The organism is Streptomyces sp. SP18CS02 (assembly GCF_036322365.1).
In the GTDB taxonomy this organism is placed as follows: domain Bacteria; phylum Actinomycetota; class Actinomycetes; order Streptomycetales; family Streptomycetaceae; genus Streptomyces.
This window is the reverse complement of record NZ_JAQYXC010000177.1, coordinates 16,780-29,959: the sequence shown is the minus strand read 5'-3', so window position 1 is coordinate 29,959 and position 13,180 is coordinate 16,780. Positions and strand designations below refer to the sequence as shown.

The following is a 13,180-nucleotide window of genomic DNA, read 5'->3' as shown; positions in this document are numbered from 1 at the left end:
TGGGGAGGAGGCGGGCGGGTGGCTTGCCGACAAGCACCCCCGCTTCCTCGCCGACACCACCGGCGACGGCAGGCTCGACATCGTCGGCTGCCACGACGACGGCGTCTGGATCTCCCTCCAGGACGCAGAAGGACACTTCGCCGAACCTCTGTACGTCCTCGACAGCTTCGGTGTCGATCAGGGATGGAACTCGGCCGAGGAGCACCCCCGGTTCCTGCTCAGGACCACCGACGGCGAGGCTGCGGACATCGTCGGCTTCGGCCCGCAAGGCGTCGTCGTCGCGCGCGGACGCGGGGACGGCACGTTCGAGCCCGCGAAGTTCGTGCTCAACGACTTCGGGACCGCCCAGGGATGGTCCAGCGGCAAGCACCTCAGGTTTCTCGCCGACGTCACCGGCGACGGCAAGCCGGACATCGTCGGCTTCGGCGATGAAGGCGTCTGGGTGTCGCACAACACCGGCGACGGCCAGTTCGAGCAGGCCCAACTGGTCTGCTGCGGCTTCGGCTACCACGACGCCGCAGGCGCCTGGCGGGTCGACCGCCACCCCCGCTTCCTCGCCGACATCACCGGCGACGGCCGCGTCGACATCGTCGGCTTCGGCGGCCCGGGCGTGTATGTCGCCCGCAACCTCTACCGCCGGTTCCGCACCCGGTGACCCGGCAAACACCCACACCGCTACACCAGCCAGCGACGGTTCCACAGCGGTATCCCAAGTACGTGCCGCAGGAGTGCGGGGAGGGGCGGCCTGCCCGGCGTCAGGACGCGGTGTGGGCGAGAGCGAGGCGGTGGTGCCCATCGGGCAGCACATGGCCGACCGGCGCCGGATGGGCGACCTCGGCAAGGATCCACAACGGGCCGCCGCATGCGCGCAGCAGCTGACGGCGATCGCCCCGGACCGGTACTGCCCGTGGCCGCTGAGCTGGCAGCGGCACTACCAGGTGCTTGCCGACCCGGTCGACGCCGACGGCGTCCTGTCGGCCATCGAACCCGGAGTGCTGTTCGAGGGCGATGACATCGGGCGGTGGCTTCAGCGGCAGAAGAACCCGGGCACCTGGGCGCAGCTGTCGACCGAACAGCAGCAGGAGCGGCTGTCGAAGCTGGGCGTGCAACCCGACCAGGCGGCCGCTCGTGCGACGACGGCCCCGAGCAAGGCGCAGCAGGTGTTCCAGCGGGACCTGACAGCCCTCACACAGTGGGTGGAACGGGAAGGCGCGGACCGGCCCGTACCGAGGGGCCACAGCGAACAGATCACCGTCGACGGCGAGGCGGAGCCGGTGACGGTCAAACTGGGCGTATGGATTTCGAACACGAAATCCAGGAGGGACCGGCTGGACGCCGACCAGCTCGCCGCCCTCGCGAAGCTGGGCATGGACTGGGCGAAGCCGGTGACGGTCCCCCAGGCCGCTCCGGACGGCCTCTGAGGTCCAGTACGAGGCGATCGTGCCGACCCCGCGGGGTGCGTCGGCTGCGGCCTGCGCGGCGGCCCGGACTCCGGCCGGGTCCTTGGCGAGCCTGGTAAGGTTCGACTTCGGGCGCAGCATCGCGATTTCCGTCTCGTTGACGGCCATCGGGTGGGAGGCCCCGCCGGAGCCCGCGCCGCACGGTGGAGCCCCCTCTCCGTCACCGGGCGCTGCAGCTCGTAGGAGGCGGCTTGCAGACCCTTGAGGGTCAGGTTCCGCAGGGAGTCGCCCGTCTCGGTGGAGCCGCCGCATTCGAGCTGCCGACCTTCTGGGCCCCGATCGCCCCCCTCGCCAACGCCGACACCCAGGCCCTGGCCGGGGAGATCGGCCACTGGCTTCGGCAGACCGGGGTGTGCTCCGATGCCGAACATGCCGCTCTGCTCGGCACCGTCGGCGCCTACGGCACCGCCGCCACCATCCCCTCCGCCACCGGCCTCAGCGCCCGCACCCTGGCCCGCTACATGGCCTGGGGCTTCGCCCTGGACGACGAAGGCGACCGTGCCGGCACCTCCGAGGACAGCCTGCACCAGACCAGGGGACGTCGCCTCGCCACGCGTACCGGCCGACGTCGCCAGAGCCGGGCGGCTCTGCCGGTACGTACTCCGAGCGTCCGGCCGGCCCGAAGTGGACGTGCTCCGACATGTGCAACGCCCCGTCCACTGCCTCGCGCGGTGACCACCCGGATGCGGTGCATGGCGGACGGCTGCTGTCGAACAGAATGGCGAGGGGTTCCGCGGCCAGGCCGACGCACAGGTGAAGCACGGTAGCCAGGACCTGATCGGCGAAGGCGAGGCGGGCTGGACGTCTGCGGCAGGTGTCTCCTACCGGTGCCAGGGTGCGGATGAGGTACTGCAGCTGGCGGGGAGCCAGACCGGTCGGACCGAGGTCGGGCAGCGGGGGCGTGCTGTCGTCGCGATATCGGTGACCGGCCGCTTGGGCCTGCCGGGACGGCCGGAGGCGCAGGACGTAGTTCCGTTCACCCTGGAAGGTGCGCCGGGGCAACGACGTGCGCCGATACGCACGCCGGCGCGAGTCGCCCGCGCCCCGGTTCCCGGGCCGGCCCGGAAGCCGCCACAGTTCCCCACTGTGAACACGCCCATGGCAGCCAGCCATCCCCACGATGGGCATCCGGCGACACACCTTGGTCACCGCCCGGCAGCCGTGACCACTATCGCGGTGCACTCTGAGCAGGAAGAGCCCTCCCGTCCTTGCTGACGCCCCTCCGATGCCACCGGCGCACCCCTTCACAGCCGGCTCCGTCGCAACGGCCGAAGGCGACGGCGATGCGGTCGGACGTTGCCATCTGACATCGGAGAGGGTTGAAATAATATATAGATCGGTCTACTTTTTCGGTATGGGACAGAAGGGCGCCGAGACGCGGGACCGACTCCTTGACGCGACACAGGAGCTGGTGGAGACGGCGGGGTACTTCGGCACGGGACTCAACCAGGTCATCGCGGTCAGCGGCGCACCCCGCGGCTCGCTGTACTTCCACTTCCCCGGCGGCAAGGACCAACTGGTCGGCGAGTCCGTCCGGCGGGCGGGACGTACGATCGGCGACACCTTGGAGGAGCAGGCCGGTGCCGGCCCCTCACCGGCGGAGTTCGTCGAGGGGCTGCTGCGCCACCTTGGCGACCGGCTCGCGGAGTCGGGCTGGCGCAAGGGATGCCCGGTGGCCACGGTGGCGCTGGAGACGGCCGCCGTCAACGACCCGCTGCAAGAGGTGTGTTCGGAGGTCTACGCCTCCTGGGAGGCGGCTCTACGTGCCCGGCTGGCGAGCCGTGCGGACGCCGACGACCTCTCCGTCACGGTGCTGGCCCTGGTGGAGGGGGCGCTCCTGCTGGCCCGGGCGCATCGCAGCAGGGATCCGCTGGAGCGCGTCGGCCGCCAGATCCGCACCCTGCTGGACTGACCGGGGCCCGCCGACCGTCGGCGGGCCTTCTTTCTGCCCAAGAAATATGTAGACCGATCTATTCAAGGAGTCTTATGGACGCGATCGTCTTCGGCGCGACCGGCTTCATCGGCCGCTCCCTCGTCGCCGAACTGCTCACCCGGGGCCGGCGGGTGGCGGCAGTGGTCCGCAAGGACACCCTCACCCCCTGGCTGGCCACCCGGGGCATGGACACCGCCGGCCTCGAGATCGTCACCGCCGACATCACCCGGCCGCTCGCGGGGCTGCCCGAGGCGCGGGACGTCTACAACGCCGCCGCCCGCTTCGCCTTCGGCCTCGGGACGGAGGAGGCCCGGGCTACCAACGTCATCGGGGCGCTCCACGTGCTCGAATGGGCCGCCACGCTGCCCGGGCTGCGGCGGTTGGTGCACATCAGCGGCTACCGGGTGAGCGCGGCCGACGGCCCGGCCGACCGCACCGGTCTCGGCGCCTACGAGGCGTCCAAGTCCGAGGCCGACGCCGCGGTGCGTGCCCGGGCCCGCGAGCTGGGGGTCCCGCTGACGATCGCCAATCCCAGCACCGTGATCGGCCCGGGCCAGTACATCGGCCTCGCCTCCTTCGTCGAGGACCTGTGGCGCGGGCGGCTCCCCGCGCTGCCCGGCGGCCCCGACACGTTCCTGCCGATCGTCACGATCGACTACTTCGCCCAGTTCCTGGCGGAGGTCCCCGAGGGGCCCGCGGGTGAGCACTACTGGGTGCTCGACGACAGCACGCCCCCGCTGCCCGACCTGATCCGCACGATCGCCGAGCACATCGGCGTACGCGCCCCTCACCGGACCGTCCCCGTCGGCCTGCTGCGGCGCCTGCCGCGGACGCTGACCGGCGCCGACCCCGAGACGCTGCCCTTCTTGTCGAGCGACCGCTACCCGACGGCGTCCGCCCGCGCCTTCGCCGCGAGCGCCGGTCTGGAGATGCCTCCGGCCGCCGACGCCCTGCGCGCGTGGGCCGACGACCTGGTGGCGGCGCGGTTCGGCGCGGCCTCGCCCCGGCTCCGCCCGTACGGCTTCCAAGACGTGGCGGGCAGTCGTACCTGGGTGACCGGAGAGCGGCACCGCCCCGCCCACGTCCTGCTGCACGGCCTGCCGATGAACGCCGACCTCTGGGCGCCCCTCGCCGCCCGCCTCCCCGGCCCGCTCCTGGCTCCCGACCTGCCGGGCCTGGGTCGTTCGGGCACCACGGAACGGTCGGTGGACGCGTGGCTCGCCGACCTGATGGGCCCGGTGTCGACCCGCCCCGTGCTTGTCGCACACTCCGTGGCCTGCGGACCCGCGCTCCGCTTCGCCGCCGACCACCCGGACCGCGTCAGCGGGCTCGTCCTCGTCTCCCCAGCGTTCTTGCAGGCACCGCCGACACGGCACGCCCGCTCGGGTCCGGCCGCGTCGATGCTGCACCGTATGTCCGCCGCCAGGCTGGCCCGGACGCTAGGCGTTCCGGAGGGAGCAGAGGTGGAGAGCGCGGCAGCCGACCTGCGTCGTCGCGGGGTGGCGCGCCGGGTGTCCGCGGCACTGCGCACGGACGTCGCCGAGAATCGGCGGTCGCGGGCGCTGCTGGACCGGGTGGGCGTTCCGGTCCGGATCGTCGTGGGCTCGACGGACCCGCTGGTCGCGGCCGTCGATCACCCGGTGACCATGATCGCCGGAGCCGGTCACTACCCCCAGCTGACGCATCCCTCCCAGCTGGCCCACCACCTCGGCGTCGGCTCCGCCCCGGACGGCGGATGAGCCGGCGGCGGGAGTCCCGCACGGCCCCGCACGCCTACGGGGGCGCGCCCTCCGCCGGTACCAGGATCCGGGCCAGCACCTCGCGCGCGTACTCCTCGTAGACGCCGCCGGTGAGCAGGGCCTGGAGGCAGATGCCGTCCACGAGGGCGACCAGGGCACGGGCGGTGGGGGGTCGGTGCGGTGGGCCAGCGGTCTTCGCCCGCTCGGTCCCAGCGCCCGCATCCGCACGCAGTGCCGACCCACACTGCGCCAACGCCGTCTTGAGACGCCGGCTGCCCCTACTGCCCGTCTCCGGAAGCTGTCCGGCGTGCAAACAGGCGACCGGGCCACGCGCCCTCCGGCCTGGAGACTGCAGCCGCCCCGTTCGCCGTGCTCGCAGCGGGCGGAGCGAGCCCGCACAGCAGCTGGCCGCGATCGGCCCGGACTGGAACCGCCCATGGCCGCTGGACTGGCAACGCCCCTACCAGGTGCTCGCCCACCTCGCCGAGGACGAGCCTGGTGGGATGCCTCCCGGCATCGAACCCGGGGTGCTGTTCGATGGCGACGACCTGGGCAAGTGGCTGAAGTGGCAGAAGAACCCGGGTACCTGGGTGCAGCTGTCGACCGAGCAGCAGGAACGGCTGTCGAAGCTGGGCGTGCAGCCCGCTGAGGCATTGTCTCCCGCCCCGGCGGAGCTCCTACCGGGGCCGGCCGACGCGGCCAAGGGCCCGAACAAGGCACAGGCGGCGTTCCAGTGAGGCCTGACAGCCCTCACGCAGTGGATCGAGCGGGAAGGCGACCGGCCGGTGCCGAGGGGGCACAGCGAACGGAGCGCGGTCGACGGCCAGGAGAAGCCGGTGGTAGTGAAGCCGGGCGTCTGCATTTCGAACACACATGCGAGCCGCGAGAAGCTCGCCGCTGACCAGCTCGCCGCAATCGCGGCGCTGGGCATCGACTGGGCGTGACACCGGCTGCGGCTGGTCGTTGAACAGGACGGTCAAGCGAAGTGCACCGCGAGGCCCCGGGCGTCATCGCCCGGGGCCTCGCGCTGTCGGCGGCCGCGGCTCCGTTCCGGACACGGCGCGGGCCTGCAACGCGAGGTGCAAGACCGACTCCACGAACTTCCATCCGAGGCATCACCGCCGGTCAGAGCGCGATGCGCGGCGGCGTTTGCACTGAACGTGTCGCCCTGGCCGCTTTCGACGCTGCGGCCGCTCCGTGGCGTGAGGCCCATGGGGGCCTGGACGAAGACGTCCTCGCCGAGGCCGCCGCCGAAGCGCGGGCCATCGGCGCCGGCCCGGCGGGCGGCCGCCGTCGAGGAACTGGTGCGCGGCCTGCTCGGGCAGTCGATCGGCGAGCTGGGCCGCGGCTCACCACGGCAACTGAAGGCCGACCGCTACCCGGCTGGTCCACCGACGCCGGCCGCACCGAGGACATCGGGTGGCGCCAGGCCCGCACCACGCTGCTCGAGGCCGTCGCAAGCCACCACCATGCTCACCTGCTCGCCGCCATCGCCGAGCTCGGCGGTGAGCTGGAGTGCCCAGCTACCCGTAATGGGCGCTTCAGGGGGCGGTCATCCCGGAAAGGCTGCGCGGTCAGCGACGCCGGCCGCCGCCGACGCGGCGGTCGTCGGCCAGTGCGGTAAGCGGGCCGAACTCGCTGGCAAGCTGGCTCCACGTCAGAACCTCGCCACAGCGGGCCGGGAACTCCTTCGGGTTGAACTCGGGCATGGTCCAGGTGCCAGTGCCCCGGTCCCGCAGCCACAGGTCCCCGTCACCGTCGACCACAGTCGGCGGGACCGGTACGGGCTCGGCCTGATCGATAGGCTCCCAGGTGACCCGGCCCGGGTGGGAAACGCGGCGCAGCTCGGTGGTGGCCAGCCGCGCGGCCAAGTCACGGGTGGACTCTTCGGCGTCCTTGACCGACGCGAGTCGGAATGCGTCGTCAAGTACGGGCAGGGCTGGATTCTTGCTGCGCTTTGAACTCATACGCTGACTACCTCCAGTGGGGGGCGTCACATCCGTTATGGCGCCCCGTAGAGCAACACGGTATCCGAGGCGGGAGCCGGGCCACGCCTTCTGCGCCGGAACGGTCAGCAAGCCCGCCGACGCCCAGGAAGATGCCCTGCGCCAGGTCAGCGACTTGTCGGGGGGGGCGAGGAAGGCACTCGACACGCTGACGAAGTAGCTGGAAGCAACCGTCCAGCCCACGGTTCAGCCCCACTCGGTCCGAGCCTCTCCGGGGCGAGCGCGGCCTCCGGGCGGACCAGCCGTTCGTGGAGAGCGCGAACGAGGCGGGCGCGGTTCTGGACGCAGCGCACGGTGCCCTCCAGCGTCGCGGACAGCCGGCCTTCCGCCCCGCGCAGGACGACGTCGGCGAGCACCCAGGGGCCGCTGCTCTTCGGCAGCTGGTCGGCGCGGCGCCGTACGTCGGCGGCGAGCGCGCGGGCGCGGCCGGTCAGCTGGAGGGCGATCCGCTCGTAGTCGCGGGTCGCGGGTCGCGGGTCGCGGGTCGCGGGCCTGTCCTCGCCGGTCCAGGCGAGGACGGCCCTGCCGAGGCTTCGGTACGGTTCGCGGTCGAGCGGGAGCTCCGCCTCGATCGGACCGTCGGGGTCGTACAGGACCGTGGGGGTGCTGGTGTGCATGGCGGGCCTCGCTGCCGGGAGCGTCGTGTGCGGGTGGCCGGCGGTCACCGCCGGGTGTCCTCGCCGCCGTCGGCTCCGTCGTCCTGGTCCTCGGCCCGCTGGGCGGGGAACCGGGCGAAGCCGCGGTCCGCGCGGGCCAGCAGGGCCGGTGAGAGGACGCCGTAGGCGGGCGGCTGGAGGCCGCGGCCCTCCCGGGCCGGGGCGGTGGAGTCGGTGTGTGCGCAAGGGGGCCCCGCCTCTTTCGGCTGGTGGTCCGTCGGTGCCGTCGACGCTACGCACCCGTGGTCCGCGCTCTCAACATCACGGCCAGGAGGTGGCGCAGCTGCCCGCGCATCGCCTCGGGGTCGGCCGTGCGAGACGCGCCTCGCCCTGATGACCGATCCCGGTTGTCCGGACAGGCGCCGATTTGGGCATCTACTGTCCTGCCGCGGAGAGAGAGGGACCGGTCGGGAGGCCGGATCAGCCGATCGTCGCCCGGTAGGCCCTCAGCGCCTCGGTCACGGGCTGGAAGAAGGTCGTGCCGCCCGAGGAGCAGTTGCCGTTGCGTTCACCACCGCGGTGTCCGCTCGCCACTGCCTCACGTCGCCTCCAAGCCCAGAGCGGCGACTTGGCCGGCGCGGGCGACCGGGGCGTCTCGGACAGGCTTCGGAAGCGTCGGGTCAGGCGACCGCGGCGACGCCGATGCCAATGGCGATGAACAGCCAGCCCGTCGTCAGATCCCAGCGGTGGCGGATCTTCGGACGGGCCAGCAGGGCGCGCAGCTGGGCTGCGAGGGCTACCAGGACGAACCAGAAGGCGACTCCGACCAGGACGTCCAGGATGCCGAGGAAGAAGATCTGCCGGGTCGTCGAGCCGCCGTCGCTGACAAACTGCGGCAGGATGCTGAGGAAGAACAGGGCCGCCTTGGGGTTGAGCACGTTGGTGAAGAACCCCTGGACGAAACCGGAGCGCCATCGCGCGCCGCCCGACTGCGCCTCTCCCGCAGGTGCCTGTTCGGCCGCGTACGGCTCCTCGCCCTGGCGTGTCCGCCCTGCGGCGCGCTCCCGGGCGGCCCGCCGGGCGGCGAGCACCGCGCGTACGCCGAGGTAGACGAGGTACGCGGCGCCCAGGAGCTTGATGGCGTCGTAGACGAGAGGCGAGCGGGCGGCGACGACCGAAAGGCCAATGGCGGCAGCGAGCATGTGCACGCACAGTCCGCCCTGGGCGCCCAGTGCCGCCGCCCGCCCCTTCGACGGGTGTTCGGCCGCCGAGCGGACCACCACCAGGAAGTCCGGCCCCGGGACGACGTAGGCCACCAGCACCACGCCGAGGAAGCCGATGAGGTCGACCGACATCCGTACTCCGTTCGTCCGCCCCGTGCTTGGCTGCTCGGAGCTCCTGCTTCTGGTCGGGCCGGGGGGCCGGGTCAGGCCACCAGGGCGCGGTCGCCGGCGACGGCCTCGTCGAGTATCTCCAGGCCCCGCTCCAACTGTCCTTCCGCCACGGAAAGTGGGGGCAGCAGCTTGACCACCTCGTCCTGCCGGCCGGCGGTCTCCAGCAGCAGTCCCGCCCTCAAGGCGGCGCCGCACACGTCGCGGGCGGCGCCCGGGCGGCCCATTGGAAGGCCCCAGGCCAGGCCCCGCCCGCGCGGAGCGCTCAGCCCGTGGCGCTGTGCGGTTTTGGTGAGGCGCCGAGCGGCTCGGGATTCAGGAGCGCTCCACCTGGCGGTACTCCGACCCGGCCGGCCTCGCGGCCAGCATCGCCGAGCAGCGGCACAAGGCCGAGAGCAGCAGCGCGCCCGGACAGGTGGGGCGCGCGCCGATACCTCCGGCCGACAACCCGGAGCTGGCGCTCGTTCTCGGGGGTGTGTCCGATGCCCTGGAGGAGTGCGGCGGCGACCTGTACAGCGTCATCGTCAACGTCGCTGTCAACGCCTGGATGCCCATGGCCCAGGTCCACTGCCGCTACCTCGGAGAGTGGGTCGGCACCAAGCACCGCTCGGGTTTCGCCATCGACCAGACCGAGCGGCAAGCCTTCCTGCAGTACGCGGCGTCCTGCCAGGACGCCCGCATCACCTACGACCCCGCCCTCTGACCCTGCAGCACGCAACTTGACCGTGGAGCGGAGGATGCCGCCTCCGCCCACGGTCAGGCCGGTCGGGTGGAACGGGATGCTGCCGACCGGGGCGGTGACCGGCGACGTGGGTGCAGCGGCACCCTGGGCCCACGCGTTCCAGGGATCGCTCGTCACCCCCTTTCCCGCTTTCCCACCCACCCCGGCTACGTTCCGTCCCTTATTCATGACCCTTCGCGTTCGAAGGTGGGTCATGAGGAGGGTTCATGAGGAACGGTCAGACGGCGCGCTGGGTACTGGCCTTCGACGCTTCGTGCGGTAAGTGCACGACGATGTCGAAGCGGTCAGCGAGGCGTGCGAGGGCAAGCTGGAGATCCTCCCGCTGCCCCACCCCCAGGTGCGGCAGTGGCGCGAGCAGAGCCTTGGCGCCACCGCTCCGCGGGCCCCACCCTGCGATAGGCACTGCGGCACCAGCAGGACCCTGAACAGTAGCCGCGGGCAGGCTGCGATGCCGCCATGCCCTGCCACTGGGCCTGGCGGCAGGGCATCGGGAACGAAGCAAAGTCATGCTGCCGCGCAGCGGTGGCGGGTGTCAGGAGACGGGCCGGCGGTACATCACATAGATCTTGTTGTTCCAGGCTGTTGCGGCGGCTGCTTCCTGCGGGGTGGCTCCGGGGATCTTCTGGGCGCCTGACCAGGAGCCGTTGTGGTCGGCTGTCCATAGGGCGCCGTCGGGAGCGCGCATCAGGAGGGTCACGGTGCCGGCGTTGCTGGCGAGGGCGAGAGCGTGGGAGGCGCGCCAGTTGGGGTGGACGATGCGTGCTTTGCCAGGTGCCGCCCCCGTTGACGCTGGTGTAGAGCTGCCGGTCCATGCCGGTGGCGACCCTCCCCAGGCGGTCGCCGCGCGGGGCCAGGGCGACGTGGTTGTTCAGCTTCCAGTCGAGGTCGTCCTCTCTGCCAGGTGGCCCACGGGGCGCCGTTGGTTTTGGCGTGGTACAGGGTGTTGTCGATGCCGTAGGCGACCAGCCACGCCGCGCCGCCGAGGGAGGGCAGGGTGGGGCTGTACCGCCAGGATCCCGGCAGCATCTGGTATCCGCTCCATCCGCCGGAGGGCGTGTACGTCCGGGCGTACACCTTGTTGTCCTTGCCTGCCGGTGACGGCGTAGTACAGCTTGTCGTGGGTCCAGGTCACGGCGGGGGCGTACCAGCTCGCGTCACGGCCGAACCGAACGGGTTCGGACCATTGCCCGGTGGTGTTCAGGCTGGTCCACATCGCCGCCTGGTCGCTGGGGCGCAGGTAGAAGGCGTAGGGCCTGTCGGGGCCGGCGGCCAGGTCGAAGGTGTCGAACCCTGCGGTGGGCCGCTTGAAGTTCCGGTCGGCCGCACGAAGAAGGGCCTGAACAAGCCGCAGCGCGGCGTTCCAGTCCTGCCTGCACCGCAGCCCAGGGCCTCAGGCGGCGAACGAGTCGGTGTGGCCGGGGAACTGCCGCCCCGGGCGCAGGAACCGCTGGGCGCCCTGTTCGTCGCGCACCGCGAGGTACCCGGCGTCCGTCAGCCGCTGTGCGATCTTCCTGCGGCGGATCGCGCCCACCTTGAACGCCACGGTGAAGAGCAGCGCCACCGCCCCGCCGGAGGCGACTGCTTCGAACGGCGACGTGTCGATGAGCAGGAGGGCGGTCAGGACCGCGCAGGCAAGGTAGCCCATCACCTTCTGGCTCCGGTCGACTACGTACTGGGCCATGACGTCGAAGGTGATGAGATCCTTGAGGACGGCGACGGCAGCGACCGCTTCGGGGAGCGGCTTCAGCGAGCCTTGCTCCAGCCCCGGCACCGTCCCGCGGTTGCCCGCCCGCGGATGGGCGGTGATGGTGGCCGCCTCGCGGACGCGCGCGTCGGGCTGCGGGTCCCGGTACATACGGACCTGGACGAGCGAGTTCTTGAATCCGGTCCTGTACGCCATGCCGTACGTGTAGCCGTACTGCTCCGCCACGTACGCCAGGGCGGCCGCCTTCGGCGTGGAGCCCTGGGGGGCGATCTCGACAATGTCCTGCTGACGGGCGATCTGTTGGAGCATCCCCGCGATGTGGCGTTCTACGGACATCCTGTTCCCCCCTGGGACCCCGCGCCTGGGGCCGACCGGCGCACAGCCTAGTAGCGCTGGTCCATGTTCTTCATGCCCAGGGCCTCGAAGCCGGAGACGTCCGTCCAGTCCTCCCACCACGGTCCTCTTCGCCACCCGCTCACACCCGACTGACGGATGGCTCGGTTCAGGCGTTCTGCTTCTGTGGGTGCAGGTCGAGCGTGATGTGCGGGTCGAGCGCGTGCAGGAAGTCGGGGGCGTCGAAGATCTCGCCGGCGGAGACGACGCCGACGGTCTTGGTGCGGCCGGTCAGAACGCGCTCGAGGGCCTCGGTGACGAGGGGCGCGGTGACGGCGTAGATGTCCTGGCCGCTGGCCGTGGCCCGGCGTTCGGCTCCGCCGGAGCGGACGACGACGTCGACGAGGAAGGTCTGGTTCGAGCGCCCGCGCTCGTCGGCGGCGGTCGGAGCCGGCGTGTGGGGGGCGGCGACGTCTCGGGCGGCCTCGACTGTCATGTAGGTGGTCACCTCGGGGATGGAGAGGTGCTGGGGGACGGTGACGACGTCCGCCATCGTGAACTCCCCGATCACCGGCCGGGAGCCCATCGGTTCCGGGAAGGTCCACTCCAGGGTGGGCGCGGCGTCGGTGCGGTGCTCCCACTGTCCACCGCTGTAGCGCAGGCGGTGGTCGCCGCGTCGCTCGCGGGAGACCGCGCCCGAGAGCCGGGTACCGGCGGTGGGGTGCCAGTTGCTGAGCGCGTAGGCGATGTGTGCCTCGTCGGCTTCGGTCCAGTCGCCCATCGCCGCGGTGGCCAGCAGGTCGCCGAGGCCGCCGAAGAAGGCCATGGCCGGAACGATCACCGCTTCCGCGTCCCGGGCCCGCTCGCGGTAGTGGGCGAAGGTGTCGAGGTTGGCCTCGAGCTCGGCGGCCACGTCCAGGTAGGGGATCTTCGCGCGGAGCGCGGCCTCGATCACCGGGCCGGTGGTCGAGGCGAAGGGGCCGGCGCAGTTGATGACCGCCGCCGTTCCCGCCAGGGCCCGGTCCAGCGAAGCCGAATCGTCGACCGACGCCACCCGGGACTCCAGCCCGTGCTCATGGGCCAGCTCTTGCAAGGTGCGCGCGTTGCGCCCGGACAGCACCGGGACGAACCCACGCGCGGCCAGCTCCGCGACCACGAACCGCCCGGTGTGACCGTAGGCACCGAACACCGTAACCAGCTGACCTGACCCCATGAGACCGCTCCCGTGTATTTGAACGCCCGCTGCGAGATCCATCCGCCGCGGCCTGACATCCC

The 13,180-nt window shown here is 71.8% G+C and carries 14 protein-coding genes; 6 read left to right on the top strand and 8 right to left on the bottom strand.

Annotated elements, in window-relative coordinates; all coding sequences use genetic code 11:
- The 4 genes from PUR26_RS01960 to PUR26_RS01945 form a co-directional block, all read left to right on the top strand.
- A partial coding sequence (locus PUR26_RS01960; RefSeq protein WP_329868524.1) for an FG-GAP repeat domain-containing protein occupies positions 1 to 655 on the top strand: 655 nt, incomplete at its 5' end.
- A gap of 112 nt (positions 656 to 767) precedes the next feature.
- Entirely contained in the window at positions 768 to 1,421 is a 654-nt protein-coding gene (locus PUR26_RS01955; protein ID WP_443076937.1) for a helicase associated domain-containing protein, read from the top strand.
- Positions 1,422 to 2,814: 1,393 nt separating this feature from the next.
- Positions 2,815 to 3,372: a TetR/AcrR family transcriptional regulator gene (locus tag PUR26_RS01950; protein ID WP_329868522.1), complete on the top strand. Its 558-nt coding sequence runs from the start codon at positions 2,815 to 2,817 to the stop codon at positions 3,370 to 3,372.
- A gap of 74 nt (positions 3,373 to 3,446) precedes the next feature.
- The gene (locus tag PUR26_RS01945) at positions 3,447 to 5,132 is read left to right on the top strand and encodes an alpha/beta fold hydrolase (protein ID WP_329868520.1); all 1,686 of its coding nucleotides are present in this window, start codon (positions 3,447 to 3,449) and stop codon (positions 5,130 to 5,132) included.
- Positions 5,133 to 5,166: 34 nt separating this feature from the next.
- On the opposite strand, the gene PUR26_RS01940 is transcribed toward PUR26_RS01945, so the two are convergent.
- Entirely contained in the window at positions 5,167 to 5,385 is a 219-nt protein-coding gene (locus PUR26_RS01940; RefSeq protein WP_443076936.1) for a hypothetical protein, read from the bottom strand.
- Between PUR26_RS01940 and PUR26_RS34555 the strand changes: the two genes are divergently transcribed.
- On the top strand, positions 5,297 to 5,869 hold the full coding sequence (locus PUR26_RS34555) for a helicase associated domain-containing protein (protein WP_443076935.1): 573 nt from the start codon (positions 5,297 to 5,299) through the stop codon (positions 5,867 to 5,869). The two genes, PUR26_RS01940 and PUR26_RS34555, sit on opposite strands and share 89 nt — an antisense overlap.
- Positions 5,870 to 6,706: 837 nt before the next feature.
- On the opposite strand, the gene PUR26_RS01930 is transcribed toward PUR26_RS34555, so the two are convergent.
- The 4 genes from PUR26_RS01930 to PUR26_RS01915 form a co-directional block, all read right to left on the bottom strand.
- Positions 6,707 to 7,099 carry a hypothetical protein gene (locus PUR26_RS01930; RefSeq protein ID WP_329868518.1) on the bottom strand — a complete coding sequence of 131 codons (393 nt, stop codon included), beginning with the start codon at positions 7,097 to 7,099 and terminating at the stop codon, positions 6,707 to 6,709.
- Positions 7,100 to 7,245: 146 nt separating this feature from the next.
- The gene (locus tag PUR26_RS01925; protein ID WP_329868516.1) at positions 7,246 to 7,755 is read right to left on the bottom strand and encodes a restriction endonuclease; all 510 of its coding nucleotides are present in this window, start codon (positions 7,753 to 7,755) and stop codon (positions 7,246 to 7,248) included.
- 659 nt (positions 7,756 to 8,414) lie between these two features.
- Positions 8,415 to 9,089: a LysE family translocator gene (locus PUR26_RS01920; RefSeq protein WP_329868514.1), complete on the bottom strand. Its 675-nt coding sequence runs from the start codon at positions 9,087 to 9,089 to the stop codon at positions 8,415 to 8,417.
- 71 nt (positions 9,090 to 9,160) lie between these two features.
- The gene (locus PUR26_RS01915) at positions 9,161 to 9,352 is read right to left on the bottom strand and encodes a hypothetical protein (RefSeq protein WP_329868512.1); all 192 of its coding nucleotides are present in this window, start codon (positions 9,350 to 9,352) and stop codon (positions 9,161 to 9,163) included.
- A 248-nt stretch (positions 9,353 to 9,600) separates the two neighbouring features.
- Between PUR26_RS01915 and PUR26_RS01910 the strand changes: the two genes are divergently transcribed.
- Positions 9,601 to 9,828, top strand: coding sequence for a hypothetical protein (locus tag PUR26_RS01910; RefSeq protein WP_329868511.1), 228 nt, complete (start codon positions 9,601 to 9,603; stop codon positions 9,826 to 9,828).
- A gap of 571 nt (positions 9,829 to 10,399) precedes the next feature.
- On the opposite strand, the gene PUR26_RS01905 is transcribed toward PUR26_RS01910, so the two are convergent.
- From PUR26_RS01905 to PUR26_RS01895, 3 genes are all read right to left on the bottom strand, one after another.
- Positions 10,400 to 10,552, bottom strand: a complete 153-nt coding sequence (locus PUR26_RS01905; RefSeq protein ID WP_329868509.1) for a hypothetical protein — start codon at positions 10,550 to 10,552, stop codon at positions 10,400 to 10,402.
- 705 nt (positions 10,553 to 11,257) lie between these two features.
- The gene (locus PUR26_RS01900; RefSeq protein WP_329868507.1) at positions 11,258 to 11,908 is read right to left on the bottom strand and encodes a hypothetical protein; all 651 of its coding nucleotides are present in this window, start codon (positions 11,906 to 11,908) and stop codon (positions 11,258 to 11,260) included.
- A 166-nt stretch (positions 11,909 to 12,074) separates the two neighbouring features.
- Positions 12,075 to 13,118: a saccharopine dehydrogenase family protein gene (locus PUR26_RS01895; RefSeq protein WP_329868505.1), complete on the bottom strand. Its 1,044-nt coding sequence runs from the start codon at positions 13,116 to 13,118 to the stop codon at positions 12,075 to 12,077.
- Positions 13,119 to 13,180 lie beyond the last annotated feature (62 nt).

Coding starts and splice junctions, on each gene's coding strand:
- PUR26_RS01925 (WP_329868516.1), bottom strand. CDS start 7,755: ATGCACACCAGCACCCCCACGGTCCTGTACGACCCCGACGGTCCGATC.
- PUR26_RS01895 (WP_329868505.1), bottom strand. CDS start 13,118: ATGGGGTCAGGTCAGCTGGTTACGGTGTTCGGTGCCTACGGTCACACC.
- PUR26_RS01930 (WP_329868518.1), bottom strand. CDS start 7,099: ATGAGTTCAAAGCGCAGCAAGAATCCAGCCCTGCCCGTACTTGACGAC.
- PUR26_RS01920 (WP_329868514.1), bottom strand. CDS start 9,089: ATGTCGGTCGACCTCATCGGCTTCCTCGGCGTGGTGCTGGTGGCCTAC.
- PUR26_RS01905 (WP_329868509.1), bottom strand. CDS start 10,552: ATGCGCGCTCCCGACGGCGCCCTATGGACAGCCGACCACAACGGCTCC.
- PUR26_RS01915 (WP_329868512.1), bottom strand. CDS start 9,352: ATGGGCCGCCCGGGCGCCGCCCGCGACGTGTGCGGCGCCGCCTTGAGG.
- PUR26_RS01950 (WP_329868522.1), top strand. CDS start 2,815: ATGGGACAGAAGGGCGCCGAGACGCGGGACCGACTCCTTGACGCGACA.
- PUR26_RS01945 (WP_329868520.1), top strand. CDS start 3,447: ATGGACGCGATCGTCTTCGGCGCGACCGGCTTCATCGGCCGCTCCCTC.
- PUR26_RS01900 (WP_329868507.1), bottom strand. CDS start 11,908: ATGTCCGTAGAACGCCACATCGCGGGGATGCTCCAACAGATCGCCCGT.